This window comes from Dysosmobacter sp. HCP28S3_G4 (genome assembly GCF_052065175.1).
Lineage (GTDB): Bacteria > Bacillota > Clostridia > Oscillospirales > Oscillospiraceae > Oscillibacter.
This window is the reverse complement of the sequence record NZ_JBQHUP010000002.1, coordinates 21,250-46,298: the sequence shown is the minus strand read 5'-3', so window position 1 is coordinate 46,298 and position 25,049 is coordinate 21,250. Positions and strand designations below refer to the sequence as shown.

Sequence of the window (25,049 nt, the reverse complement as noted above, 5' to 3'; positions counted from 1 at the left end):
AAGATGCCGTCGTGGTTCAGTATCTCCGTCTGTTCAAAGGCCATCGCCTCGGTATTGTCCCCATAGAGAAGATATACCGGCACATCGCGTTCAAACAGTTCCATAGCGCGCTCCTTTGTCAGCGGGAGCATTGCATCATCCGTATAGCCGTAGGCGTTCCGCGCCTCCACGGAAATTGCCGGGTCAGCCGGAGTATCCGTCTCCGGCTCCAGGTTCTCCTGCACAGGCGGCTCGATGGCAATCGCCGCATCCCGCGTGACCTGCAATTCATCCAGTATTCCGATATCCGCAACCTGAAGCGGGGCGTTCTGCCCGATTTCATGGGAGGTGCAGATTTCCAACGCCGCCTCGGTCAGCGTGCTGATCTCCATATCCAGCTGACCGCCGTCGATTTCCTTCATGGATGCCTTATCGTAAATCGTGTAATCCACGCCGGTGTCCGTGCGCTGAACATGAAGATACCGGTCATCCACGGCATAAAGGCGTTCCATCGTCATGGCAGGTTCAGCGGCAATCAGCTCCGCTTCGCGCTCTTTCATAATTTCCGCATAATGGCGGTCGATATCGTTGATAAGGCCGTCGGCGGTCCTGCTGATTACCTCCAGACTTTCCCGAAGCTCCGGCAGGGTTTTGTCCTTTGACCAGGACGCGATATAGCCGAAGCTGTTGTCGCCGGTGGCAATGCCGTAATAGGCGCACACCGCATAGGAAATGCTTTCTGCCTGCACCTCCTCGGTACTGCGGGAGATTTCCGGAGTTTTCTCCTCAGTATCTTTGGTTCGATTGTGAAGCAGTGCGTGCGCCATCTCATGTATGACCGCAGATACCGTCTGCACCTCGCTCATGCCCTTGCGGATGGCGATGTCCTGATGCTCCAGGTCAAAGTAACCGTCCATACCGCCGCCCATCACTTCAACAGAGATGGGAACCGGAGAAGAGCGGCGCAGCGCCTCCATGAACACATCGTAATTCGCCACATTGCCCGACAGGTCATGTGCCAGCTGGGGCAAATGCTTGCCCTCGGTCTGTGAAACATCGAACACCGTCACCGGCTTGTACATGGGAATCTGGATGGTCTTTTCCTCCGTAATGATTTTCCCGTCCGCGTCCAGCATGGGAAGCTGCGTATCCGGGTCGAGCTTTTCCTGCTCGATTTTCTTTTTGAAGGGAGTTGGAGCAATGATTTTAATGCCGTGTTCTCCCTTGATGACATTTCTTCCGAACTGATTCTTCCATTTGTTGAAGCCTGCCACCAGCGTGGCGTCCGGCTTCTGCATATGAATCAGCACCTGATTGTTTACGCTGTAATGGTGAAACCGGCTCATGGTCTGAAGATACTGCGCATAGCTCTCCGACTGGAACAGCTCCTTGATGCCGTCCTCGATGCTTGCCGTGATCTCCTTCAGCCTGTCCCTGCTGCTCTGTTTTTCTGCCATATACCATCCTTTCCGGGAAACAGGGCACAGAGCCGAAGCCCTGCGCCCATCTCCCTGCATTATTCATCCGAAACGCGGCCTTTGCTTCTGTCCGGCGGGACGGTGCCGGCCTCCTTTGCGCGCCTGCTGGCCGCCTCGCGACGCGCTCTGGAAAACGGCTCACGGACGGAAACACAGCTTTTGGGCACGATATAGCTTTTCGCACCGGCGGAGGAGCGCTTTTTCTCCTCATACACTTCTTCCGGACATTTTCTGCAAAGGGCGTCCAGCTTTTTAATCAGCCTCCTGTCGTAGGTGTAGACGCTGGCGGTATCGTCTGCATCGGAAAACAGGATAATTGTTTCGCGTTCTGCGGGGCTCAGCTTCATGCGCCGGTTTTCTCTCTGTCAAACTCCAGTGCATAGCTGGATTTCTGCCCGTCGTCCGTCAGTACGAGGTAGGCGGAATAGCTTTTGCCGGTCTTTTCGGAGTACATGCCGCTGACAAAGGTTTTTCCATCCTTCAGAAGCGCCTCCGCCATCTTTTTCGTCAGAATGATATGCTTTGCGGACAGGTAGCGGTTGTCCTTCCAGAGCCCAAAGCGGCAGTCGCGGCGCTCACAGAAAAAGCCGGTCTTGCTCTCCGTAACCGGACCGCCGCAGCGGGGGCATTTTCCGACCACCGGGCGTCCGGACGGGAACAGCACCTCCGCACCGCTCACAGGCTCGTAGTCGCGCACCAGTTCGGAAACCATGCGGCTGATCTGCGCCATAAATGCCTCCGGGGAGAGCTCACCGCGCTCGATCTCCTTCAACATGATCTCCCATTCCGCAGTCAGAAGCGGAGACTGGAGCTGTTCCGGAAGCACCGTAATCAGGGAGATACCGATGTCCTGCGGAACCAGGCTGACCGCCTTTTTATTCTTCTTTCGCTCCACAAAGCCAGAGGAGACCAGTTTCTCCAGAATCCCGGCACGGGTAGCAGGCGTGCCCAGCCCTTTGCGCTCTACATCATCCGGCATCTCCTTTGCACCTGCATTTTCCATGGCGGAAAGCAGCGTGTCCTCGGTGTATCGGGCAGGCGGCTTTGTCTTTCCTTCCTCCAGTGAAACGGCAAAATTGTCAATGGACTGTCCTTCGGTCATCGGAGGGAGCACCTTTTCCTTCTGTTCGCCCGTCGCATAGCTTTTCCAGCCGGCGTTCAGCACCGTTTTGCCCTTTGTGGTGAATACCTGTCCGCCGCATTCGACGGTTGCTACCGTTTCCAGATAGGAGTACGGCGCACTGACCGCCATCAGCACCTGACGGGCAACCAACTTCAGCACCTCGCGCTCTCCGGCCGTCAGCGCAGAGAGTTCGGCTTCTCCGGCAGCCATCGTGGGAATGACTGCATGGTGATCGGAAACCTTACGGCTGTCGCAGACCTGTTTTGAAAACACATCTCCGACCGATACGCCGAGAATGCCGGCGGCGCAGGCAGCGACGGCCGGGACTCCGCTTTCCATATCGTCCGTCAGATAGCGGCTGTCGGTTCTAGGATAGGTGCAGAGCTTTTTCTCATACAGGGACTGAAGATAGTCCAGCGTCTGCTGGGCGGTGAAGCCCAGGATTCGGTTGGCGTCTCTCTGGAGTGTCGTCAGGTCATAGAGCGCCGGAGCTTTTTCGGATTTTTCCTTCTGCTCCACGCTGCGGATCACCGCCGATGTTCCTGTGCAGGCGGATTTCAGGCTTTCCGCATCCGGCTTGTTTTTCATTTTTTCACTGACCGCCGTAAAATCACCGGCGTCCAGCTTCACCGCGTAAAAGGGCTCCGGCTGGAAAGCCTTGATTTCCGCTTCGCGCTCTACCAGCAGCGCCAGAGTAGGTGACACCACGCGACCGACATTCAGTGTGCGGTGATACAGCACCGAGAAAAGCCGGGTAGCGTTGATGCCCACCAGCCAGTCCGCCTTGCTTCTGCAAAGGGCTGCGGCATAGAGCTTATCGTACTCGCTGCCGTCACGCAGGTTTTCAAAGCCCTCGCGGATTGCAGCATCCTCCATGGAAGAAATCCAGAGGCGCTTCACGGGTTTCACGCAGCCTGCCAGAAGATAGACGGTGCGGAAAATCAGTTCGCCCTCGCGTCCCGCATCGCAGGCATTGATGATTTCCGTCACATCCGAACGGCGCATCAGCTCCGTCAGCAGATCCAGCTGCTTTTTCTTATCGCGCCCGACGCTGTACTGCCAGCTTTCGGGAATGATGGGGAGCTGTTCACGGCTCCATCTGGCATATGCCTCGTCATACACCTCGGCGGAAGCCAGTTCCGCCAGATGGCCGAAGCACCAGGAAATGAGGAAATTTTCTCCCTCAAAATAACCGTCCCGGCGCTTGTCAGCGCCAAGGACGGCAGAAATGGATTTTGCCACAGAGGGCTTTTCGGTAATCACAAGCTTCATATCATTATCCTCTCTTTCTCTGATTAGCGCAGATGCGGTTTGCGCCATTACACTTCATCCGTTTCCTCCGGCTGGTCGTCCTCGATGACGTACTCTTCCTCATCATCTTCGTCATCATCGCCGAAGTCGTAGTCATCCAGATCATCGGGGCCCTTGGTATCCGGCTTCTGCTTTCTGAACTTGAACCAGTACACAGCGCCGCCCGCACCCAGACCGGCAATCAGCAGCAGGAGAAGCAGCGGTGCGGAGCTGCTCTTTTCAGGCTCCGGTTCTTCCGGCTCCTCCGGAACGACGGTGGGTTCCGGTTCCTCCTTTACCGTTCCGGTACATTCCGTCAGGTTGGTCTTGCAGACCGGACAGTTCAGGTCCACATCGCCGGCTTCACAGCGGTCGGTACAGGTGCATTTGACCGTGACCTCGCCGTCCTGCATCAGCGCCATCAGGTCAGCCTCGTCCACCAGATTCAGAAAATAGACGTTTTCGCCGTTCTTATCCCGGTCGATGACGATGTAAAAGGTGTTGTCATTCTTGGACTGCACCGTGATGAACTGCTTTCCGTCCGAAGTCTGGTACACGTCATCCACAAGCTCCAGGTTGCCGTCGGGCGTCAGCGGGGCTCCGGAACTCTCTGTACCGGTCGAACCGGTATCGGCATTATCCCCGGTAACAACCGTACCCTCGCTGACATTCAGATATCCGCCGTACACATAGCCCTCCTTTTCGGGCACGACGACTTTGTACCAGCCGTTTTCCTCGCCGATCACCGTGACGGTATCGCCGCAGGGAAGCTGACCGATGATGTTGTAGCTGGTGCTGGCTCCGTCGCGCAGATTCAGCCTGCCGCCGTTGGTCGTCACCGTTCCGATTTTTTCCGTCTGAACGGCAGTCTGACTGCCGGAGGACTGCTGTTCAGCAGCCTCCGCAGAATCACCTGCGTAGGCAAAGGCGGGAGCCGCCAGCGCCGTCATCATGGCAAGCGCTGCCGCCAGTGCGGTCAGCCCCCTGCGAAGCATCCTTTTAGTTCTCATGTTCATATCCCTCCGTTTCTTCATATTCATCGGTTGCGGGCGAATCCGCAGCCTTGCCGCTCAGAAGCGAGGCAAGCTGTTCCGGCGTCATACCGATCTCACGCACCATACCGATGATGTCGTTGTTCTCCAGCTTCGTAATCTGCTCGGAGAGCTTGCGGTTGCGGTTCTGAAGGTCGGAAATCTTTTCGGTATTCCTGCTTCTCTCCGCCTTCAGCTTTTCAATTTTCGGGTTCATACTGCTCCTTTCTTACGGGCTGGGCAGCCTTCCGAATTGCAGGAAGTGCTGCTGCCAGTAGTTCGTATCGATGCTCGTGTACTGGATGGGGTCGCCGCAGTGGATCATCATATTGTTGCCCACATAGATGCCGACGTGCGACGCGCCGGAGGTGTCATAGGTTTTCTCAAAGAAGATCAGGTCGCCCGGCTTGGCGTTGGCCGGAGAGACATAGGAACAGATATTGCGCAGTCCTTCGGCGCCAAGCCGCCCCACATTCCAGCCCACACCGCAGTGATTGATGACCCAGCTGACAAAGCCGGAACAGTCAAAACTGGTGCTGGGCGAGCTGCCGCCCCAGACATACGGATAGCCCAGGTACTTTTCCGCTTCCTGAATCATGGCCGCAAACTGTTCATCCTCCAGCGCGCCTGCCGGGATTTCATACCGGTACTGGTCGCCGTAATAGCGGTCAACGTAGGAAGAACCGGCGAACAGATCGGGCCGGTTGCCCAGTGTAGACATATAGGAGGCATACAGGGACAGATGATCCTGATCCATCAGATAGACCGGCAGATGGGACAGATTGAAGTTTTCCAACGTCACCGTACAGATGTAATAATCGTAGGGAACCTGCACTTCATATTCGTATTCCTCGATGCTGGTCGCGCCGGTCTCCGGGTCTGTAACCGTGTAATAGCCGGTGCGGGTCTCTGTTCTGTAACGGGTTTCAACCTGCACATCCTCCGTCAGCGTGTACTGGCGGTCGAAGATGGTCTGAAGCAGACCGCCTACCTCATCAATCGTCCATTCTCCCTCCCAGAGTGCGGTCAGCATGGAAATCAGCACATAGGGGTCATGTTCGATCTCATCCAGGTCAAAATGGTATTCGTCGTAATCATGGGTGCTTTCGTAATTGTCCAGATACTCCTGAAGCTCTGCCTCAAGCGCCAGATACTGCGCCTCCGCCGCCAGCATATCCGCATCGGCGCTGGGATAGGTGGTCAGCACGCCGGAGGATGTGAGCGAGCTCATCATCACGGAACAGCTGGACATCACAGCGGAGACAAACAGAAACATCATTCCGATGACGCCGAGAATCACAAAGCCCTTTTTGTGCCGGGCGACAAACTGAACGGCTTTGGATGTTTCCTCACCGGTTTTCTTCACAGCTTTGGCCGCAGCCTCGGACGCTTTGACCGTGTTGTCCGCAGCCTTTCCGGCCTTGGCCTCGGCGTAGGCTTTCTTGATGGCGCGCTTCTGCTGGAACCGGGAGACCGGGCTTGCGCCCCATTCCGGATTCTGAAGTTCTGCCTCCTTGTACAGTGCCTTCAGATTGGCCCGGTCAGCGGCGCGTTCTGCTTTCAGCGCTCTGGCATAGGGTTTATCCTGCAATGTGCGGTGGGCGGTATCCAATGTGCGGATGCCGCCCTCGGCGCTGCTGATGGCTTCATGGGAGACCGATGCGGAAACGCTGCCGTCCGAATCCTCGTGCAGTTCCCGGTGGGATACTGCCGAAACCGCATTGAGCGGAGTGACCGCTGCGGCATGGGTGAGCTTGGACGGGCGCTTTTTCTCGGTTCCCTCAAAAACAAGGCGCGTCACGACCTGATTCTCCTTCGGGTCATAGACGCGCTGTTTCTGAACGATCTTCTTTTTGGGGATTTTCGACTCAGCTTTTGTGAGTTTTTTCTGCGCTTTCTCCGCCTTTTTAATGGGCTTCTGAAGCTCCGACGCTTCCAGCTCCTCCTCTGTAAACAGAAGACGGGGCGAGCGTTTTGCCATGTGCATCACCTCGATTCGTATGGTTGTGGTATTGTTCAGCCGATGATCTCCGCGCGTTCGGCCAGAAATACCTGTTTGCCCTTGGGCGTAACCAGCATCTGCGTGCCGCGATGCCCGTTGGGCGCGATAAACTCACGGACAACAAACAGGCCGTTGCGGTAAGGAAGGGCGTGAGGATGCATGATACCTTTGCTGTCATAGTAGGCATATTTCTTTCTGACGAGATAGGCCGTGAACATGCTCTGGGGAACACCCAGCTCCTTGGCGGTGAGCCGGATACCGGTGCAGTCGGGGCAGTCTACCAGCGCATCGAAATACGCCGCCTTGGGAAGCGCAACGGTCAGCTGCGCTTCAGCCTGTTTCAGCTGCCCGGCCAGCTTTTTGTTGAGATTCCGTTCTTCCGACAGTGCCCGAACGACCTGCGCCGCCACATCGGCATTGCCTGCCGCCTGTTCCAGCAGCGCATCGGTCATATAGGCTCCATGTCTGCGGATAGAGGGGAGAACTTCGCTCGTCACCCAGTGCTTGAAGCGTTTGGCGCTTTCCAGTTTGCTGGAGAGGATCAGGCTGTAAAGCCCGGATTCATTGATAAGAATGCTCTCTTTCCGTTGATTTCCGTCAAAGACCATTCCTTTTGTCCGGTCTTCCGGCGCCACATGACGGTTAATATCTCGACTACCGTTTTGGTACCCGAGGTTATCCGCCACGTCTTTTCCAACGAACCAGGGAACTCCGTCCTCCGTGACGAAGGTACGGACACACCCGAACTCCTCATTCTGGAATATCTGCATCCTGTTTTCCATATCTTGTCGTCCTTTCTTATCCAGCCTGCTCCTGCGGCTTGGTGGTGATGATTCGGTACAGCTCCGTATCCTTCGGGAAGCGGTCTACAAACGGAAGAATCGTGCTGCCGTAAAAAAGAAGCCCTTCGCCTTCACCGCTGTGGGTGACATACGAGAGCTGATGGGGAGAAATATTCAGCTGCTTGGCGAGAATCTGCCGGTCGCCGGAAGCCTGGTTCAGCATAAACACATAGTCGGAGTTTTCAAAGATGTTCTCCACCTCGCGGGAGGAAAGCAGGTCTTTGACGTTCTGCGTGATGCCGGTGGGAATGCCGCCCCATTTTCGGAAGCGCTTCCAGATTTCCACGGTGTACGCCGCCGTCTGCTCCTCGCGGAGCAAAAGGTGCATCTCGTCGATGTAATAACGTGTGGATTTGTGCGCCTCGCGGTTGATGGTGACGCGGTTCCACACTGCATCCTGCACGATCAGCATACCGATTTTCTTCAGCTGCTTGCCCAGTTCCTTGATATCGAAGGACACGATGCGGTTTTCAATGTTGATGCTGGTGCGGTGGTTGAACACATTCAGAGAGCCGGTGACATAGATTTCAAGCGCTGTGGCGATGTACTGCGCCTCCTTTTCCTCCTGCGTCAGCAGCGCATTGTACAGATCCTCCAGAATCGGCATGTTTTCCGGCACGGGGTCAGCCAGATAATCCCGGTAGACCATGCGGACACAGCGGTCGATGATGGTCTTTTCCACCGGCTGCAAGCCCTCCTTGCCGCCTACGATCAGCTCGCACAGGGAGAGGATGAAGTCGGATTTCAGCGACAACGGATTCTCATCGTCGCTGTAGTTCAGGTTCAGGTCCATGGGGTTGATGTAGTCGCTTGAAGTGGGCGAGATTTTGATGACCTGCCCGCCCAGGCGCTCCACCAGTGTGCCGTACTCCGATTCCGGGTCGCAGATGATGATGTCATCATCGGTGACGAAAAATACATTGGCAATCTCGCGCTTGGCGGCAAAGGATTTGCCGGAGCCGGGCGTGCCGAGAATCAGGCCGTTCGGGTTCTTGAGAAGCTTTCTGTCCACCATGATCAGGTTGTTGGACAGGGCGTTGATGCCGCAGTAGAGCGCCTCCTTACCGCTCTGAAACAGCTCCTGCGTGGTAAACGGCACGAAAATCGCCACACTGGATGTTGTCATTCCGCGTTCGATCTCCACCTGATTGAGCCCCAGCGGCAGGCTGCTCATCAGCCCTTCCTCCTGCTGGAAGTCAAGCCGGGTCAGCTGGCAGTTGTATTTCTGGGCAATGGAGCCCGCCTGGAACACATTGTTCTCCAACTGCTGTTTGGTCTCCGCCACGTTCAGCACCAGGAAGGTCAGCAGGAACATGCGCTCATTTCTGGACTGCAGATCCTGCAGGAGCTTCTTCGCCTCGTTGCCGTAGGTGGCCAGGTCGCTGGGGATGATGTCCATATCATATCCGGCGCGGACGGCCTTTTTCTGCTCCTCAATGGTCATCTTCTGCAGATCGGTGATTTTGCGCTTGATGGTCTTAATGGCTTTGACCTGATCCACCGACTGAACATGCATGGTCACAATCAGACTGCTCTGCATATCCAGAAAGTCGGCCAGCATCCGGTCGTTCAGCTCCGGCGCGAGAATCTGGAGGAAGGAAACCTGCCCGATTTTCCTGCCCATGGTGAAGTTTTTGCCGTTTCGGAAGGAAAAGGAGCTGGGCGCGATAAAGTCCTTCACGGAAAGCCCGGTGGGAGCCAGCCAGTCCCAGTCAAAGAGAAACGGCTGCTCCTCGTCCATGTGGAAGATGCCGTGGAGCAGTTCCAGACGCTGCTTTCCGTTCATCGGGTCAGCCTGAACACCCAGCCGCTTGAAGTTGTTCAGCACATCGGTCTCAATGCGCTCCAGCCGGAGCTTGGCGCTTTTCAGCGAATCGGCCTCGATGCCGAAGGTCAGGTACTTGGTCTTGATGAGGCCATTGTTGCCCTTGGCCAGCTGATTTTTCAGCATCTGGGTGTATTCGGCGCGGATGCTGTCGTAGCTGTCGCCCTTCAGCGGAATGGCGATGCGCTCCGAGTAGGTATCCTTGTTCGCCGCCGTATTGATAAAGGACAGCTCAAAGCGCACGGAGCTGTCAAAGTAGTTGAGAAAGTCGCACCAGCCGTCAAAGATGGCGGCCTTGTCCTCGTTCTGATTCAGCTGGTAGTTGATGTCCTGGAACTGCACCGTCTTGGTGTAGTAATGATCGGTCACGCGACAGATGCCGTCCGGGAACATGCGCTGAAAGGGAATGGAATCCTGCGCGGATTTGTGTCTTTTGTCCTGTCGTCTGGCGTTCTGAATGGCAGCGTTAATCTGCTGCTTTTCCGCTCTTGTGAGCTTTTTCGCCTTGGACAATCTTCTGTACCTCCTTATCCAGTTTTTCCTGCCGTACTACGGCAGAATAGAAGTTATTTGTTTTGTATGGCCGCTCCTTCGGGCGGATAAAACTGACCTGCACGATATTGCGGATGATCTTTTCCAGCGGCTGCCCGTTCTTCTCATACATGGCGAACATGAAAAAAGGCAGCATGACAAGCACCATGAGGAGCGTTGCCGTACTGCTGCTGACGTGTCCCTTGATGAGAAAAAAGACCGGAAGCCCCACCAGAAGCCCTCCGCCGAAGCAGACGATCTGGCGCTTGGTCAGGTTGAAGGCGACCTTGGTTTTGACTGCGTTCATGTCCTTGGGTACGGGTACATATGCCATTCTGATTCCACCTCCTTAATGTGCGTTGAACACGCTCTTGGCCAGCGAGCTGGTCTTGAACAGCGTGAAGCACAGCAGCACGGTGTAACCCATAACCGTCCAGATTGCCATGGAGATATCGCTCTCCACGACCATGTTCTGCACAAGGACGGCATAAATTGCCACGCAGACGATGATTAAGAAGCCCTGAAACGCCAGTGCAAACAGGCTTCTGAGATAGTTCTGACCCATCTGGCTCCACTCGTGGTTCATCATGGTGGACATGGGGATCGGCGCAACCGATGTGACCAGGTAGATCTCGATCATTCTGCCGAAGCAGATGAGCATAATGATGATGGACAGGATATGCATGGTCACGCCCACGATCATGGACTGGAACCACAGGCCGATCAGGCTGGAAAGCTCCATGGCCATCAGCGTTTCCTCAAGTCCCTCTGTGACAAGCTCGATATCCGTATTGCCCACGATCATGCCGGCGGCGTTGTTCACTACCGTCTGAGAAACGTCGAACACCGCCATAACGATATTCCATGTGTTGGACACGATCAGAATGGCGCAGGCCGTCTTGAACACCCACATGAGAATCGACCAGGTGTCGAAATCATGCATGTTGTTCTTATCCATGATGATGCGGATGAATTCCATGGTCATGACCAGCGCCAGAATGATACCGGCTATGGGCAGGATCACGTTGTTGGAAAGGTTCTGAATCATACTGAAGATTCCGCTGTTCCAGCCCTGCGGGGTCTGACCGACCTGCACCGCAATATCTCCGACCTTCGTATTCACCGAGTCCACCATCCCTGTCAGGTTGGATGCAATCGCTCCGGCAAGAAGCTCCTTGAGCCATTCGGTCAGCGTGTTGAGCAATAAATCCAATCGGCATCGACCTCCTTTCCGGCTCCCCCTGCGCTATGGCAGGGGGAAGCCCTGGATTTTACTCACTTCTGTCTTGCTGTGCGGCAATTAACCGAAAAGACCGGTAAGCAGAGGAACAAGGGTCATGCCGATGAGGGCCACGCCGCCGCCCGCCATGAGCTGCTTCATGCCCTGGCTCTTGGCGCCGGGGTTGTCGTTGCCGTAGCCCTCCATGAGGTTCACGACACCCCAGATTGCGAGACCTGCGCCCAGAGCGATAACGAGAGTCTGAAGAACACCTACTGCGCTGTTGAAAAATGCCATATTCCGATTTGCCGGAATCCTGCGGGAGTATTACTGATAATGCTGTTTTCTCCGGATTGCAAAAGCCGGAACCGACTGTTTCAGCGCCTTTATGGCTGCTGAAACCTCCCGATTCCGGCGTCTCCTTTCATTTTTGAATTGATTTTGATGATTGCGTCTGTTCCGACTTTGCAGCGGGAGTCGGCGTCTTTTTTCGTTCATCTGATATCCTCCTTTATCCGCCGGCAGTTTCGCCGGCGTCCATCACGGATGCGTCGATGTCGTAAACATCATAGACCTCATCCGGTTTTGGCTTCAATCTGCGGGACAGAAAGCGTTCGATGTCGAACTCATTCCGTTTATCCGCATCTGACAGGTATTTGTAATTCGGGTGTTTGGTGATGTCGTACTTATCCGACAGGAATGGGCGTACACCGCGCAGCTGCAGGATGCACTTTCCGCCGTCCAGCACGGCCAGCTCGTCCACGGTGGCAAGGTCTTTGCCCAACTTCTGATAGTTCAGGCTGTGGCTGACCTCGCGCCCGCGGCTCTCGCCGGTGTTGAAGGTATCGATGGTCTCCTTGCCCAGCGTCTGGTTCAGTTCCTTCAGCGTGGTCGGCTCCTTACCGCCCAGGAACAGGGAGGTATCGCAGTTGCCGATGATGGTATCGGCGCTGTCCTTATACAGCGCTTTCAGCTGGGACTGCGCCTGAAGCACCAGGCAGGCGGAAATCTCACGGCTTCGGATGGTCGCCATCAGCTTTTCCAGATTGGGAATCTGACCGATGTTGGCGCACTCGTCAATGAGGCAGCGCACATGAATCGGCAGACGCCCGCCGAACTCGTCATCCGCCTTTTCACAGAGCAGATTAAAGAGCTGGCTGTAAATCATGGAAATGAGGAAGTTAAAGGTGCTGTCCGTGTCGCTCATGATGAGGAACAGCACGGTCTTCTGGGTATCGCCCTTTTTGGTTCCGCCCAGCGTATCCAGCTCCAGTTCATCATACATGGTGATCTCCCGAAGCTCCTGAATGTCAAAGGGAGCAAGGCGCGCACCGGCGGAAATATTGATCGATTTAGCTGTTTTGCCGGCGGCCAGCTTGTATTTTCGCCATTGGCGCACGGCAAAGTGGTTGGGGTCACGCTCGCCGAGCTCCCGGAATGCGATATCTACGTTGTTTTCAAAGGTTTCATCATCCTCACGCACCTCCATTGCATTGATGAATTCCACAAGTGTTGCGAAGTTCTGTTCCTCCTTCGGCGCTTCATAGTAGATGTAGCCGATCAGCGCCGTGTAAAGCAGGGTCTCCGCCTTGAGCCAGAAATCATCGCCTCCTTTTCCTTCGCCCTTGGTGTTGGTAATCAGGGTGTTGACCAGCTTCAGAATATCCTTCTCGCTGTGAATGTAGGCGAAAGGATTGTAGTGCATCGACTTTTTGAAGTTGATAGTGTTGAACACCTTGATCTTGTATCCTGCGTGCTCCATCAGCCGGCCGCACTCGACCAGGAGACTTCCTTTCGGGTCAGTGACCACATAGGAACTGTGGAGCTGCATGAGCTGCGGCTTCACAAAGAACCTCGTTTTACCGGAGCCGGAACCGCCGATGACCAGCACGTTTTTGTTCCGGGCTGTCTTGGGGTCCTTGGGCCGGCTGTTCATCGTCAGCCGCTCCGTCTGGGTCAGAATGATGTTGTTCCGGAAGTCCGGGTCCATATACGGTTCAATGTCCTCCGGCGTTCCCCAGCGGGCGGAGCCGTATTCCGTGTTCTTGCGGAACTTCTTGGCGTTTTTGCCCCGGACATACACAACCACCCACATGATGACCGCACCGGCGATGCCGATGAGCAGGTCAATCGGGTGGAAGCTGGGCAGCGGTGAGGCAAAGGCGCTGCCGAAGCCGTCAGCCAGATGCAGGAGTTTCTGGCTGGCGTCCGTGCCGGGGGCAAGGCGTATGCCCTGCGCCGCCTTGTCAAACAGGTATACGAACAGGACATAGGGCGCGTTCAGGAGCAGTTTCTTTTTCAGCTTTTTATCCAGTCTCATAGCTCCAGCCCCTTGTCCTTGTGCCGAACCCTGTCCTTTTTCACTGCCTGCTCCAGCGGATTGATCGCGCGCAGCTTCTGAATGACAGACGGACGTTCCTTCTTTTTCGCAACGACCGCCGAGTATTCCCGGAACGCCGCGTTCAGTGCGTCGCCGTCCCGTGCCTTGAAAAAGACCAGATACTTGGGAATCTCTTCGGTGGTATCCTTCTTGACGGCATAGTCGATGCCGTATTTCCGGGCCACGCGGTCAAAGTCCTTGATGTTTTTATCGCTGATCTCAATGTTCTGAACGCCCTGATTCTGACCGACCAGCTCTGCCACCGACTGTTTCCCGCGCGGCGTGATTGCTGCGGCCTGGGCTTTCTTTGCCTGCGATTTGCTGTGGTGATTCAGAAACTGACGGATTGCCCACTTGAGTGTGCGTCCGGTCAGCTTTGCGCCGGATATGGTCAGCGTGACGGTTCTGTTTTCAACCTCCTCCTGCAAGGTGCATCATCTCCTTTCTCTGCATACTTTCCGGACGGCGGTTACAGCTCCATGCCCGGCGCTTTCCTGTCCGGCTTCGGATTGGACGCCGTGGGCTCCGTGGGAATCGCCATGATGCTGCGCCCCATCTTCAGAAACGCCTCCGGCTTTTTGAATTTCTCCTCATACTTTTTCTGAAGCTCCTTCGGAATGGAGGAGAAGTGATCGCCCTCCGCACCGCAGATGAAAAAGGTTCCGGCGACAACATCGATGATTTTTCCGTCATCGTCCCGGATGGCGCGGTTCAGCGGCAGGCCGGAAATCTTGCCTTCCTCGTTGCAGACCAGCGTGACCGGATCACGGAAGAAGGGAGCCTCCTGAATGTAGCCGCCCACAACCTTCTGCATATCCTCAAGGGAGGAGCCGATGGTGGTCATTCTGGCATACTGTCCGGGCTCCACGAGCAGCACCTCAATGGGCTTGTCCGCCTCAATTTCCTGCCCGTCATTACAGCTGAACTCTGCGCCGACGAAGTGATCGGCATCCAACACCACATCACCCTTGTCCCACATTTCCTCGACCATTGCCTGCGCTTCCTCTTTGGTTGCTGCCTCAACCGTGATGGACTTCTGAAGTGTTTCGGTAATGGTGACTTCAAATTCTTTCATGGGCAGACCTCACAGCCCGAAGGCGCAGCGGATTTCCGCGCCGTTGGTCAGTTCGGCAGTCCCGTCCTCCAGCACCTGGGTGATCAGCTTTTTGTCCTCCTCATCCAGCGAAACAATATCGCCGTCCTCCAGCGCAAAGATGATGCCGGGGCCGGCAAGATAGCAGTCGCCGCTCTGGTCGATGATGACGTCATCGCTGTTAAAGGCGATGAAAATGCCCGAAACGGGCATCAGCTCCAGACTGTCCGCGCCGCCGCTGTTCAGCGCCAGCGTCAACGCCTCATACAGCGTCATGCTGATGGCCGCTGCGCCGGGAATGGCGTAGATGACCTCCGCCTTGCTTTCATCATCTTCGCCGTCGGCTTCCAGATGGATGCGCAGCGTTTCGGGAAAGCCGTCCATGCCGTCCAGATACAGGCTGTCCGGCTGACCGTCCTCCTCGCTGACATAGATGTTCAGATCTCCCTCAATGTTCAGTGTGATATTTGCCATAAAAACTCCTTTCAGCGCTCCTGTTGATGCGCTCTGTTTTTCTGCCAGGCTTCCAGCAGTTTGATGATGGTCTCCTGCATCTGCAGGGGTGTGTAGGACTTCGGAAAATACTTCCGCAGCACATCGCCGCGGATGGTTATGCGGTCGAGCTCGCTTTTCTTTTCCTCATCCATGATTTCGTACATGGCTTCCAGTGTGCATTGTCCGTTCTGGCTCAGGCGTTTGAGGCGCTGCGCCTGTGAAAGCGACGGCGTCGCCTGTGCGTAGTCCATGGCGTCGAGAAACTGCTCCTGCTCATGGGGTTTCAGGTAGGACAGTTCTACTGCCGGATTGAAGGCAAGCTCTTTTCTGTCCACCATATCCAGCAGCTGCGGAATCAGCTCCGTCAGACGGATAAACCGCTGTACCTGACGGGCGCTGTCGCCGGCCGGCTGACCGACCAGCTCTGCCGTTCTGAACTTTGCGCCAACTTGGCGCAAAGTGGGGTCGGTGCGCTGTCCCTGATGGGTCAGGGCTTCCATCTTCATGCGGTAGGAAAACGCCCGCTCGCTGGGAAGAATGTTCTCTCTTTGCAGGTTGCTGTCCACCATGGTAATCACGGCCGTATCATCGTCCATTTCCCGGACGATGGCCTTTATGTCCGCTTTGCCGGCAAGCTCCGATGCCCGGAACCTGCGGTGTCCGGAAACGACTTCAAATTTGCCGTCCTCCGCCGGGCGAACCAGAATCGGGTTGATTACACCGCCCGCCATGATGCTGTCGATGGTGTCCTGCATCAGCTCATCCTCATCGTTTACTTTGAACGGGTGGTTTTTGAACGGCCGGAGCCTGTCCAGCGGGAGCAGTACGACCTGTTCCGCAACCTCCCATTCGGGTTTCGGCTCTGTGCGCGCCTGTTCCAGAATTTCCTGTGCCTTGCTGCCGGTGTCTTTGTCCTGGGGAGCGGCCCGGGCCGCGTGTTCCGCTTCCGGCTTTTTTCGCCTGCCTGTCTTACCGGCAGTCCGCTTTGCCGGTGCTGCCGTGTCCTTTTCTTCTGCCAATTTGCATCACCTCCCGGAAATGACAGAAGCCGCAGCAGGAAAGCTGCGGCTCAGACAAAGCCGTTTGCCATATCGTGACGCACCAGGGCGTCGTAGTAATTCGATATGGTCAGCGGCGCGTTGTATAGGGAAGCCAGAAGGTACTGCTTGATGTTGCGTACCTTGCTGGCGTTCTCCTTGAAGGAACTCAGCACATATTCGATATGCGTGCTGTTGAGCTTGAGAAACTGGCTCTTGACTACCTCACGGGGCTTATCATCCCCGGCGATTCGGATGTACTGGCGTTTGGAGCAGATAGTATCGAGAAGAAGCTCCATGATCTCCGCGATGGTATCCCGGTCATACGGGTTGTTCTCCAGGAGAATGTCGTACTCCAGATTATCTTCAAGAATTGCCCGATATTGTTCCCGCTCATCCATATCCCGTCCCATCTTATCCACAGGTGCCTGACCGTGACCGCCACCTTGACCGGAAGGGAAAGGATAGGTTTCAGTCTCACTCAAATCAGTATAATTTGAATCAGTATTACTTCCTCGTGATTTTCGGGATTCCGGAGTCGTGAAATTCACGTCTGCTGAATCGTGATTTTCACGAGTCTTGATTCGTGATTCCGGTGCGGGTGGGACGCTGCATGTGGAGTTATCCACAAAGTTCTTGACGAAGATGAGATTGGGCTTGCCCAGCCCCTGCCGCTTGCGCTCTATGAGACCGGCTTTGCTGTCCAGCTCGTTCAGCAGCTTGGTGGCCTTCTGATCGGCACAGCCGATAGCCTCCATGACCTCCTCCAGCGTGAAGATGATGAACACGCGCCCCTGTTCGTCCAGCCAGCCGTTTTTACGGCTCAGGCTCATCCGATCCAGCAGAATACCGTAAAGGATTTTGGCCTCGGTGGAGATGGACTTGAAGCGTTCATCGGTAAACAGCGCCTTGGGGATACGGTAAAAGGCAAACTGATCCGCCTGGGCACCGTAGAAATAATCCAGCGTCACTTGGCGCGCCCCCTCTCAAGCGAGCGAAGAATCTCCTTCGTACACCAGCCGATGCAAGGCCCGCACTTACCATACGGACAGTCATCGCATTCGCTTACGGGTTTCGTTTCCGGCGTTGGCCGGTCATAATAGCAGACCTTCAGCATACAGCCGTGTCTGCCGTAGTAATAGCAGTACCGGCAGTCCTTCGGCTTGCCGTTTTCGCAGTAATCTGTCATAGCGTTCATCCTCCTGAAAATGGGTACAAAAAAAGCGCGTCTGTCCAGCCGTTAAAGGCATTCTCCCCGGAGGGAGAGACAGACGCGCAAGGCGTGTTCGTATTTGATTTTGGCAATAAAAAATGGGCTAAGCGTCCATCGCTTACTCCCAGTATAACATCAGCTATTTAGTTTCGGCACTGCCCAAATGCAAGGGCTTATGCCGCAAATTCCTTGAAATTACAGGCTTTTTCGGGTGTTAGTCCACAAATAACAGCCTCATTCGTCACTACCACATTGTACTGTTGCGCCAGCACCTCCGCCACGCGGATTAGCGGCAGGATGGTGTTCATGGCAGCTTCCCGATGGAGGCTGATGTCGTTCTGTATCTCGTCCACGCGGGCATACAGAGCGGCAAAGTCCACCGGTGCCACCGTCAGGATGGAGCCGTACTCCTTTGCATCGTGCAAATCATGGATGATGCTGTCCAGCGCCGCTTTTAACTTCGGGTCGTTGTTCATGAAGTAGTCCCGTGTGTAACCGTCAATGCCGTTGCTCTCGGCAATCGCATAGACATGGGGCTGGATGCCGCGAGAGAAGATGCGCCGGTCGTACTGGCGGGCTTTCATCATCACAGCAAAATAGGCGAGCTGCGCCGCCCGGTCATCAATGTCCAGCCCGAACAGGTTGTGTTCCAAGATGCACTGTGCTGCGTCGCGCTGGCTGTACCCGTCGTTTTCGTACATCCTCATCAGCACATCGAAGGCGTATACCAAGATATGGCCGCTGCCCATGCAGGGGTCAATGACCTTGATGTCCCGGACATCTTTGTATTCGCTCTGCTTCTGGATTTCGTTGAGCTGCTGGCGCACTTCCTTGGCCTGCGCGGCTTCCGGCAGATAATACTTCCAGCCCATCTGCCCGGCAATTTCCTCTTCGTTGGCGATGCGCTTTGCCTCAACCTCATCCCAGCTCATTTCATCGAGGCCATGACCGTCAGCAAAAACGCCCTGTTCTTTCCGTTTGTCGATGAAGATGCGGCCAAGGCTGTTTTCGACCATATAGCGGACGATCCAGTCTGGCGTAAAAAGCTGGGTGACGGCGGGGATTTCCTCCTTGGTAATCTTACCGTTCTTGGCAAAGGCGGCGTTCTTCGGCTCGGTGTTGTAATACTGGTATAGCCAGCCGATGATCTCCACCTGGCCTTGAATCTTCCCGTCATCGTCAGGATGCGTGATGTCAAAGTCCTGCTCCGGGATGTCATGGGTCAAGTGGTATACAACGCCCTCCTGATCGACAACAGAGAGATTCAACAGCAGCTCGGTGTAGTCGCTGGTCTTCTCAAACAGGGCGGGAAGAATTTCGTTCAGGGCGTTGCACTGCTTGATGAACAGCAGCCGGAACAGCTCGTCCAGTTTGTTTTCGGTTTTCAGGCGCAGGACAGTCTCTTCCTCGGCGGAGGTGAAGGTCAGCTCTGCGTCGAAGGGTGTTGTGACCAAATCCGGCTCGATCTTGCCGCTCTCCGAAGACAGAACGCGGATATGAGAGGGCAGATAGTCATTGACCTCCATGAAGCGGATCGCAATCAGCCGGTTGAACCATGTATAGGCGACCTCTTCCAGAATGTATTTATAAGCTGTGGCGTAGTTGCTGTCTTTATCTTTCTTGCGGATCACCTCCACCAGCTTCTTGCGCTGGGGGATTGCATCACCAGTGATGGCATACGGCTCAGAAGTCCCGATGTCATAGAACTCCATCGTCCCGTTAGACTGCGGCAGCGGGTCTTTGATGCCGTCCGCTGTGATCCCCATCAATCCGGCGCGGTATTGGATGTCCGCAATGAGCTTGTTCCGCGCCCAGATTGCAAAGTTTTTTATGGCTGTTTTGTTCATGATTCTTTATTCTCCTTCATTGGACGAGCTTGATAAATTCCTCTGCAAGTTCGTCTATTGTGAAGTCCGCAGTTTTCAGGGCAAACATATCAGCCAAGATCGGACTGTATTCCTTAACCTTGTCTTTCGATATATTATGCCATACAGGCAAGATAACTTTTTGCCCGTCCTCTTGTTTTGCAAAAAGTCCGTTAAGTTCTTTCCCTGTCCAGAATTTCTTGAAGTAAGTCTCGGAAAGAATTACAATGCCATACCGCGAGTGAACCAACCCATCGTCAATAGATTGCCGGAGACTGTCCCCAACAGTCATCTCGTATTTATCGAGCCATACCTTTGCGCCTTTTGCGATCAAGGCATCTGCCAATGGCTTTGCAACCGCTTCTTTATCCTCCCATGCGTGGGAAATGAAAAAGTCATATTCCTTTTCCTGTACTGCTGTTTGCATCGCATCTGCCTCCGATACCAATTTTCTTTGCGCTTCGATTAACGAATCGTGTTTATCTGTCAAAGACTTAAAGGCTTTGTCCTGCTCTTTTTGCAGTAGACTCTGCTGTTTAGCAAGCTCTGCTTTCTTCTTTCCGATTTTCTCAAGAATTTCTGTTTGCTTTTTCCTTGCCTTATCAGCCTTATCCGTTTCAGAAGCAATCGTCCGCTGCTTTGTCTTGAGTGAAGACAGAGAAGTATTTTTCGTTATAGACTTTTGGGTTCTTCTGATGTTTTCTTGCGCTTTGGCCTCCTTTTTCGCCTCTTCGGTGTTTTGCCGATTTAGGCGGGTGATTTCGGCTTGAAGCGACTTAATTTTACTTTCAATTTGTGATATTGACACCATTACTCTCCTTAGAACTCCACATTGACAATCGTGTCTTCATCCAGTTGCGCTTCCAGCGATTTCCGAAGGTTGTCCATGTAGCGGTCAATGTCCTCCTTGCTTTCCAGACGCCAAGAGGCCGTTCCCGTCATCATCTTGATGGAGACATTCTTTGTCTTGCGGATTTTCACCGGTGCAGGGGCAACGGTTGCTTCCGATGTGGGCTTCCCGCTCTGCTTGGCTTCCTCTGCCTTGCGGCGCGCCTCTTCCTCAGCCTTTTGCTTTGCCAGCTTGTTATCGAGGTCATCCATTTCATTGAGCAGCCGGAGTTTCAGAGCATCGGCCTTATCTGCGTAGCTTCTCAGCGTAGAGACATTGTTGCAGTGGGTGGCACCATCCCGAATTTCTTGGAACTTCTCAAAGTAAGCCGTTCTCTTCTGATCGTTGTACTCTTTGGTGGATAGTACCTCCAAAACACGCTTCCAAGCCTGATCGATCGAATCAATGACAGGGGCGGACTCCTGCTGCAAAATCTTCACATAGCAGGACATGAACCGCTCCCGTAGCTCAGGAAGCTTCGGGATGTTGGCATACGGCTTTTCCTGCCGGGTAATAGAGCGCATCTGCGCGACGATGTTTTCCAGCTCATCGTTGACGATATAGGTCTTGCTGTCATCATAGATCGCAAGCATATCCAGCGCACGGGCAAAAATTGTGGATTGTTCGCCCTCAAAGAAGGTCTTGACCGGTTCGTAGTCCTCTGCAAAGTCGAAGAAATCATCCCGCTTCTTGGAAACGGTTGTAAAGAAGTCCAAAGCAGACTGAATCTGAACGACAGACTGCATCAGCGCCTTCCCGTTGGACAAAACACGCTTGCCCGGATAGGGGTATTGCTTGTAATTGACTTCCAGCCGCTCGATTTCATAAATCGTGTTTTGCGCGTAACGCTGGAAGTTCTTCATGATGGTATCTTCATCTTCCGCCGCAGTGGCCGCGCCGAAGGTTTCCTTCATCACATCCCGGACAGCCTTTTTGTCCTTATCGCTGACACGGACGCGCTCTTCCATCAGGAGCTTTTCTGCAAACGCTTTTTTGGTGATAAACCCGATGATCTCTTCCTCGGTCTTATTATTCAGGCTGACCGCTGCACCGTTGACGGTGAAAGACAGGTCGCCGCGCTTAAAGAGCCTCGCTACCAGCCAATTCACATCGTCCTCCACAAAGCCGTAAGGAGCCTTCATGAAGCGATCCTTCACCGTCTTCATAGAAGTTTTCATGTGATTGCGCGTATTCATAGCGATAAAGCCCTGTACATCATCCAGCGCATGGGCATTGCTCTCTGTGCCGCCTTCCAGAGAAAGGGCAAGCTGGTTGCTCTGATGGAGCATCTTGCGGATCTCCGCCTCGCTCATCGGTGCGTCAATGTAGGAAAGCTTGTGGTAAACTGTCTGCACCAACCGGCCAATGGCTTCATTGATCCGGCTGCTGACTTCTTTCCCGTTTACGCGGACAACATCGCCATTTACATAGATGGTTGCTTCTTTCAGTGCTTCGGTCAGGTAGAGCTTGGCGTTTTGGTTGCGCTCCCGCATTTCCACACGCTTTGCCTCTTTGATCGTCTCGTACTTGGCAAGCTGTGTGGAAGTGTTTTTCCGAAGGAAGCCTTCGATTTTCAGGTAGGCTTGGATTTCCGTCAGGAACTCAGCATCATTGGGGAGAACGACAAGGACTTCTCTGCCTTGACCGGACATCATCCGAAGTGTACCATCGTCCGTGCTGCCGTCATACCACGGAGTCAGGACGCGAAGGCCAATGTCATAGTTCTGATTAGCCTTATAAGGGCGGTCATCCACAAACTGATTGAAGCCGAACGCATAGCGCCCATTGAATGCAGGGTAGGTGTAGCGCTTGCCGGGGAAGATGTCTTCAAAAATCATCTCCGCGACCTTGGTGATGATTTCCGGCGTTTCGACATTTTCCTTTTCGATCTCGTTGTTGACTTCCTGTTCCTCATCGGTTAGGAAGACATAGATGCTGCCGTTTTTCTGAATCAGCATCTGCCGCATCAGGACCTTCAGCGCTTCCTCCACACAGCCTTTCAGCTCAATCCGGTCATCGTCGATATTTTCAATCATCAGGCTGGTGATGTTGTCAATGTTCGCCTCAATTTCCAGCACATACTTGATCATAAAGAGGGTCTTGAGGACATTGATCGCAAACACATCCCGGTCCTTTTTCTCCGGGTTGATGTAGCTGTTGTCATAAGCCCTGATGATGACCCCGCTGTGGCTGTGATCCAGAAAGTTTTCCAGCGCATCATAGAAGCGGTGGAAGGGCACAATGACACCCATCTCTTCGTTCATGACTTTGACCGCAGACTCCTTGAAGAGCGCCAGCATGGAGCGCTCGCCACCGGAAAGGTGCTTACCGGAAGCCCCGTGGGTGCGGATAGAAGTTAATACACTGGACAGTAGATTGAACTGGTACGGCACAAAGGGGTATACCTCGGCAAAGTCTTCCGCACTCGCGTACAGCTTCTTTTCTGCGGTATCGTTGAATACGATTAGGTTTTTGATGATCGTCGCTTTCTGCTCATAGAGCAGCCGGAGCGACTGCGCAGCCGGTTCGGTCTTTTCAAGGATTCTCTTCTTGATAACGGCATCCACATTGGCAGAAGAGAGGGAGAGGCGGGTATCAAACCGTCCCTGAATTTTAGAGAAATCATTGCCTTTGACTTTTGTGATGGAGTCAATGTCCTGCTGGCTGGTAACGATGACCCATGCCTTGCCCATGCACTCCTTGCCCAGTTCCTCGGTCACGGTTTGGAGATTGAGCATCAGCTTAGAGTCATCGCCGATGTACTGCCCAATTTCGTCCACCAGAAATACAACATGGTGGTTGTTCCCTTTGCGGTCGATATATGCCTTGACGCGCTTGGCAAAGTCTTCGATGCTGATGGTATAAGGCTCCACCGCCTTTTCGCACCAGTTTCTTGCCGCCGATTCGCTCATGAAATCCATTGAAACAAGGGCATCTACAACGCTGTCCTGAATGAAGTCAAAGTCCTGCCGGGAGTCTTCCCACGGCTCGCCGTACTCTCCCTCAAAAGCAGCCTTGAACTCGTCGTAGCGTCCTTCTTCGGAAAGCCTCCGTTCCAGATCAGCGACATGAGGAATAGAACCGCAGAAGCCCTGCATCTGATTGAAGACTTTGAGGAATACATTGACAATGGCATCCTTGTTCTGTTTGCCGTTCGTTTCGCTCTTGGAATCGATGTTGAAGAGGATCACATCCGTAGGCGTATCAGCTGCCAGTTTCATGTCCGCCAACACCATCGGATCTACGATCTTCTTATCCTCAACAAAGTAATCCATCGCCCTTCTGTCGCCGACCTGACGGTTTTCCAAGAGGTAGGACAGGATTTTCAGGAAGTGAGATTTACCGCTTCCAAAGAAGCCGGAAATCCATACGCCCATCTTCGGCGTTGTCCCGACGATCCCTTTTTTGTAAGCCGAGTAGAAGTCAGCGAAGTGTTTTTGAAGTTCACGGGTTACAACATATTCGTCAAGCTCCTGCGATACATTGGCATCTTCGCCCTGCCCGACGATAATTACGCCTTGAATTTCGCGGTCGATCTTCTTGGCGAACATATCCTTTATTTTCATTACGCTACCTCCATCACTTTACAAGCCGGAAGGCTCTGTAATAGTTATCGTCTTTGATTTCGTTGAAGAGGATCAATTCCTGTTCATTATAAGTGCCGGGGAAGAACATCACCACCGGTGCGTGTAGATAGGACTGGTGGAGGTTGTTCAGTACATTATGGGAACGAAGAAGCGGATAGCTCTTTCCAACACCCGTCAAAAAGACGATGGCATTCTCCGGGGTGTGGTCAAGGATATACTGCACGATCAGGCTGTCATCCTCACTGACTTTCATCGAGTTGCTGACCGCCTTGACGATCCTCTGAATCCCGCGCTTCTTCTCAAACTCACAGCACTTCTCGATAAAGCCCTTCCCTTCGAGAAAGTCAATGATAATGTCATAAAGGTCAAACACAACCAGCTCGAATCCGTCTGTCCCTTTTGAGTTTTTATGCTTCATATATTCGATACGCTCGCGGACTTCCAGCTCCTTTTCAGGCGGATAGTCAAAAATCCAGTAGTTGACCTCGTTGGCTTTTCCGCTGCTTTGACGAAAAGATGGTTTTCGGATCGCCGCCTCCATTGCATCAAGTCTCTCTGTTAAATCCATTATCTTACCCCCGCAAGCGCCTTGACATAAACACCCATATCATTCTGGTTAAGCCAGCGTACCAGTTCCGGGTCTAAAATGGGTCGCAGTATTTTTCTGGCTGTTTTTGCTTTATCAATTACCCCGGCTTCGTACAGCATTGTTTTATAGCATCGGCCAAGCCGTACCAGTGTAGCGTCTGTCCACCCGGCCACTTTTTCATTTTGCTGCTGCTTATCTTTGAAGAATACGCGCACATCGCTGTCAGAAAGCTCGGTTGTGCCAAGGATCATCTTTTCGCGTATCACTTCATAGACAAAATCAAAGAACAGCGTATCATACGCCATAGCAGCAACCAGTGCAAAGAGCTTCTGTGTCGCAAGGTCACTGCGCATGAAAAGCGGAATGAAGCTCTTGTCCAAAGTTTTGATGCGGCCTGTGACGGTATGATAAATTTGATTGGCTCGAAGAGTAGTCGGAGCTGCAAACAGGTTCTCGTTCAGGGCAAGGGATTTTATCTGATTGATGTCTTTCCCTTCGCTCAGCAGCTCCACTACCTTTCGGAACTCTATGAACCAAAATGATAGCTTCACCGCGCCCGCACTGTATTCTTTTCGTTCCAT

General features: G+C 53.8%; 21 protein-coding genes and 1 pseudogene. All 22 read right to left on the bottom strand.

Annotated elements, in window-relative coordinates; all coding sequences use genetic code 11:
• Window positions 1-71 precede the first annotated feature (71 nt).
• A pseudogene (locus ACTNBU_RS01095) lies at window positions 72-1,496 on the bottom strand (LPD16 domain-containing protein); the annotation flags it as partial.
• Window positions 1,496-1,804, bottom strand: coding sequence for an immunoglobulin (locus ACTNBU_RS01090; protein ID WP_441029871.1), 309 nt, complete (start codon window positions 1,802-1,804; stop codon window positions 1,496-1,498). The gene ACTNBU_RS01090 and the pseudogene ACTNBU_RS01095, both read right to left, overlap by 1 nt.
• Window positions 1,801-3,852, bottom strand: coding sequence for a DNA topoisomerase 3 (locus ACTNBU_RS01085; protein ID WP_441029869.1), 2,052 nt, complete (start codon window positions 3,850-3,852; stop codon window positions 1,801-1,803). Before ACTNBU_RS01085 ends, ACTNBU_RS01090 begins: the two co-directional genes overlap by 4 nt.
• Before the next feature lie 47 nt (window positions 3,853-3,899).
• Window positions 3,900-4,880: a CD1107 family mobile element protein gene (locus tag ACTNBU_RS01080; RefSeq protein WP_427796877.1), complete on the bottom strand. Its 981-nt coding sequence runs from the start codon at window positions 4,878-4,880 to the stop codon at window positions 3,900-3,902.
• Window positions 4,870-5,118, bottom strand: a complete 249-nt coding sequence (locus tag ACTNBU_RS01075) for a DUF4315 family protein (RefSeq protein WP_441029867.1) — start codon at window positions 5,116-5,118, stop codon at window positions 4,870-4,872. Before ACTNBU_RS01075 ends, ACTNBU_RS01080 begins: the two co-directional genes overlap by 11 nt.
• Window positions 5,119-5,130: 12 nt before the next feature.
• On the bottom strand, window positions 5,131-6,882 hold the full coding sequence (locus ACTNBU_RS01070) for a CD1108 family mobile element protein (protein WP_441029865.1): 1,752 nt from the start codon (window positions 6,880-6,882) through the stop codon (window positions 5,131-5,133).
• 35 nt (window positions 6,883-6,917) lie between these two features.
• Window positions 6,918-7,685, bottom strand: coding sequence for a BRO family protein (locus tag ACTNBU_RS01065; protein ID WP_441029863.1), 768 nt, complete (start codon window positions 7,683-7,685; stop codon window positions 6,918-6,920).
• A gap of 16 nt (window positions 7,686-7,701) precedes the next feature.
• Complete coding sequence (locus ACTNBU_RS01060) at window positions 7,702-10,083, bottom strand: VirB4-like conjugal transfer ATPase, CD1110 family (protein WP_441029861.1); 2,382 nt, start codon at window positions 10,081-10,083, stop codon at window positions 7,702-7,704.
• Window positions 10,037-10,435: a PrgI family protein gene (locus ACTNBU_RS01055; RefSeq protein WP_273581553.1), complete on the bottom strand. Its 399-nt coding sequence runs from the start codon at window positions 10,433-10,435 to the stop codon at window positions 10,037-10,039. Before ACTNBU_RS01055 ends, ACTNBU_RS01060 begins: the two co-directional genes overlap by 47 nt.
• Window positions 10,436-10,450: 15 nt before the next feature.
• Entirely contained in the window at window positions 10,451-11,314 is an 864-nt protein-coding gene (locus ACTNBU_RS01050) for a VirB6/TrbL-like conjugal transfer protein, CD1112 family (protein WP_273581554.1), read from the bottom strand.
• 87 nt (window positions 11,315-11,401) lie between these two features.
• Window positions 11,402-11,617, bottom strand: coding sequence for a Maff2 family mobile element protein (locus ACTNBU_RS01045; protein ID WP_117445211.1), 216 nt, complete (start codon window positions 11,615-11,617; stop codon window positions 11,402-11,404).
• A gap of 214 nt (window positions 11,618-11,831) precedes the next feature.
• Entirely contained in the window at window positions 11,832-13,640 is a 1,809-nt protein-coding gene (locus ACTNBU_RS01040) for a VirD4-like conjugal transfer protein, CD1115 family (RefSeq protein ID WP_441029858.1), read from the bottom strand.
• Entirely contained in the window at window positions 13,637-14,128 is a 492-nt protein-coding gene (locus ACTNBU_RS01035) for a PcfB family protein (protein WP_117445209.1), read from the bottom strand. Before ACTNBU_RS01035 ends, ACTNBU_RS01040 begins: the two co-directional genes overlap by 4 nt.
• A gap of 41 nt (window positions 14,129-14,169) precedes the next feature.
• The gene (locus tag ACTNBU_RS01030; protein WP_273581557.1) at window positions 14,170-14,775 is read right to left on the bottom strand and encodes a DUF3846 domain-containing protein; all 606 of its coding nucleotides are present in this window, start codon (window positions 14,773-14,775) and stop codon (window positions 14,170-14,172) included.
• A gap of 9 nt (window positions 14,776-14,784) precedes the next feature.
• Complete coding sequence (locus ACTNBU_RS01025) at window positions 14,785-15,267, bottom strand: hypothetical protein (RefSeq protein WP_273581558.1); 483 nt, start codon at window positions 15,265-15,267, stop codon at window positions 14,785-14,787.
• Between the two features lie 11 nt (window positions 15,268-15,278).
• Window positions 15,279-16,169, bottom strand: coding sequence for a ParB/RepB/Spo0J family partition protein (locus ACTNBU_RS01020; protein ID WP_272040824.1), 891 nt, complete (start codon window positions 16,167-16,169; stop codon window positions 15,279-15,281).
• A 188-nt stretch (window positions 16,170-16,357) separates the two neighbouring features.
• On the bottom strand, window positions 16,358-17,296 hold the full coding sequence (locus ACTNBU_RS01015) for a DUF6017 domain-containing protein (RefSeq protein WP_441029856.1): 939 nt from the start codon (window positions 17,294-17,296) through the stop codon (window positions 16,358-16,360).
• Between the two features lie 415 nt (window positions 17,297-17,711).
• A complete protein-coding gene (pglX, locus tag ACTNBU_RS01010) occupies window positions 17,712-19,385 on the bottom strand; it encodes a BREX-1 system adenine-specific DNA-methyltransferase PglX (RefSeq protein WP_441029854.1) in 1,674 nt (557 codons plus the stop codon).
• A 16-nt stretch (window positions 19,386-19,401) separates the two neighbouring features.
• Entirely contained in the window at window positions 19,402-20,211 is an 810-nt protein-coding gene (locus ACTNBU_RS01005) for a TIR domain-containing protein (RefSeq protein ID WP_441029852.1), read from the bottom strand.
• 11 nt (window positions 20,212-20,222) lie between these two features.
• Window positions 20,223-23,858: a BREX system P-loop protein BrxC gene (brxC, locus tag ACTNBU_RS01000; RefSeq protein WP_441029850.1), complete on the bottom strand. Its 3,636-nt coding sequence runs from the start codon at window positions 23,856-23,858 to the stop codon at window positions 20,223-20,225.
• A gap of 13 nt (window positions 23,859-23,871) precedes the next feature.
• The gene (locus ACTNBU_RS00995) at window positions 23,872-24,447 is read right to left on the bottom strand and encodes a DUF1788 domain-containing protein (protein ID WP_441029848.1); all 576 of its coding nucleotides are present in this window, start codon (window positions 24,445-24,447) and stop codon (window positions 23,872-23,874) included.
• Window positions 24,447-25,049, bottom strand: coding sequence for a DUF1819 family protein (locus tag ACTNBU_RS00990; RefSeq protein WP_441029959.1), 603 nt, complete (start codon window positions 25,047-25,049; stop codon window positions 24,447-24,449). The genes ACTNBU_RS00995 and ACTNBU_RS00990 overlap by 1 nt, the downstream gene beginning before the upstream one ends.

Bases quoted from the DNA above. Each gene is read 5' to 3' on its own strand.
- ACTNBU_RS01085 (WP_441029869.1), bottom strand. From the start codon at position 3,852: ATGAAGCTTGTGATTACCGAAAAGCCCTCTGTGGCAAAATCCATTTCT.
- ACTNBU_RS01090 (WP_441029871.1), bottom strand. From the start codon at position 1,804: ATGAAGCTGAGCCCCGCAGAACGCGAAACAATTATCCTGTTTTCCGAT.
- ACTNBU_RS01080 (WP_427796877.1), bottom strand. From the start codon at position 4,880: ATGAGAACTAAAAGGATGCTTCGCAGGGGGCTGACCGCACTGGCGGCA.
- brxC (WP_441029850.1), bottom strand. From the start codon at position 23,858: ATGAAAATAAAGGATATGTTCGCCAAGAAGATCGACCGCGAAATTCAA.
- ACTNBU_RS01075 (WP_441029867.1), bottom strand. From the start codon at position 5,118: ATGAACCCGAAAATTGAAAAGCTGAAGGCGGAGAGAAGCAGGAATACC.
- ACTNBU_RS01030 (WP_273581557.1), bottom strand. From the start codon at position 14,775: ATGAAAGAATTTGAAGTCACCATTACCGAAACACTTCAGAAGTCCATC.
- pglX (WP_441029854.1), bottom strand. From the start codon at position 19,385: ATGAACAAAACAGCCATAAAAAACTTTGCAATCTGGGCGCGGAACAAG.
- ACTNBU_RS01025 (WP_273581558.1), bottom strand. From the start codon at position 15,267: ATGGCAAATATCACACTGAACATTGAGGGAGATCTGAACATCTATGTC.
- ACTNBU_RS01040 (WP_441029858.1), bottom strand. From the start codon at position 13,640: ATGAGACTGGATAAAAAGCTGAAAAAGAAACTGCTCCTGAACGCGCCC.
- ACTNBU_RS01065 (WP_441029863.1), bottom strand. From the start codon at position 7,685: ATGGAAAACAGGATGCAGATATTCCAGAATGAGGAGTTCGGGTGTGTC.
- ACTNBU_RS00990 (WP_441029959.1), bottom strand. From the start codon at position 25,049: ATGGAACGAAAAGAATACAGTGCGGGCGCGGTGAAGCTATCATTTTGG.
- ACTNBU_RS01045 (WP_117445211.1), bottom strand. From the start codon at position 11,617: ATGGCATTTTTCAACAGCGCAGTAGGTGTTCTTCAGACTCTCGTTATC.
- ACTNBU_RS01070 (WP_441029865.1), bottom strand. From the start codon at position 6,882: ATGGCAAAACGCTCGCCCCGTCTTCTGTTTACAGAGGAGGAGCTGGAA.
- ACTNBU_RS00995 (WP_441029848.1), bottom strand. From the start codon at position 24,447: ATGGATTTAACAGAGAGACTTGATGCAATGGAGGCGGCGATCCGAAAA.
- ACTNBU_RS01055 (WP_273581553.1), bottom strand. From the start codon at position 10,435: ATGGCATATGTACCCGTACCCAAGGACATGAACGCAGTCAAAACCAAG.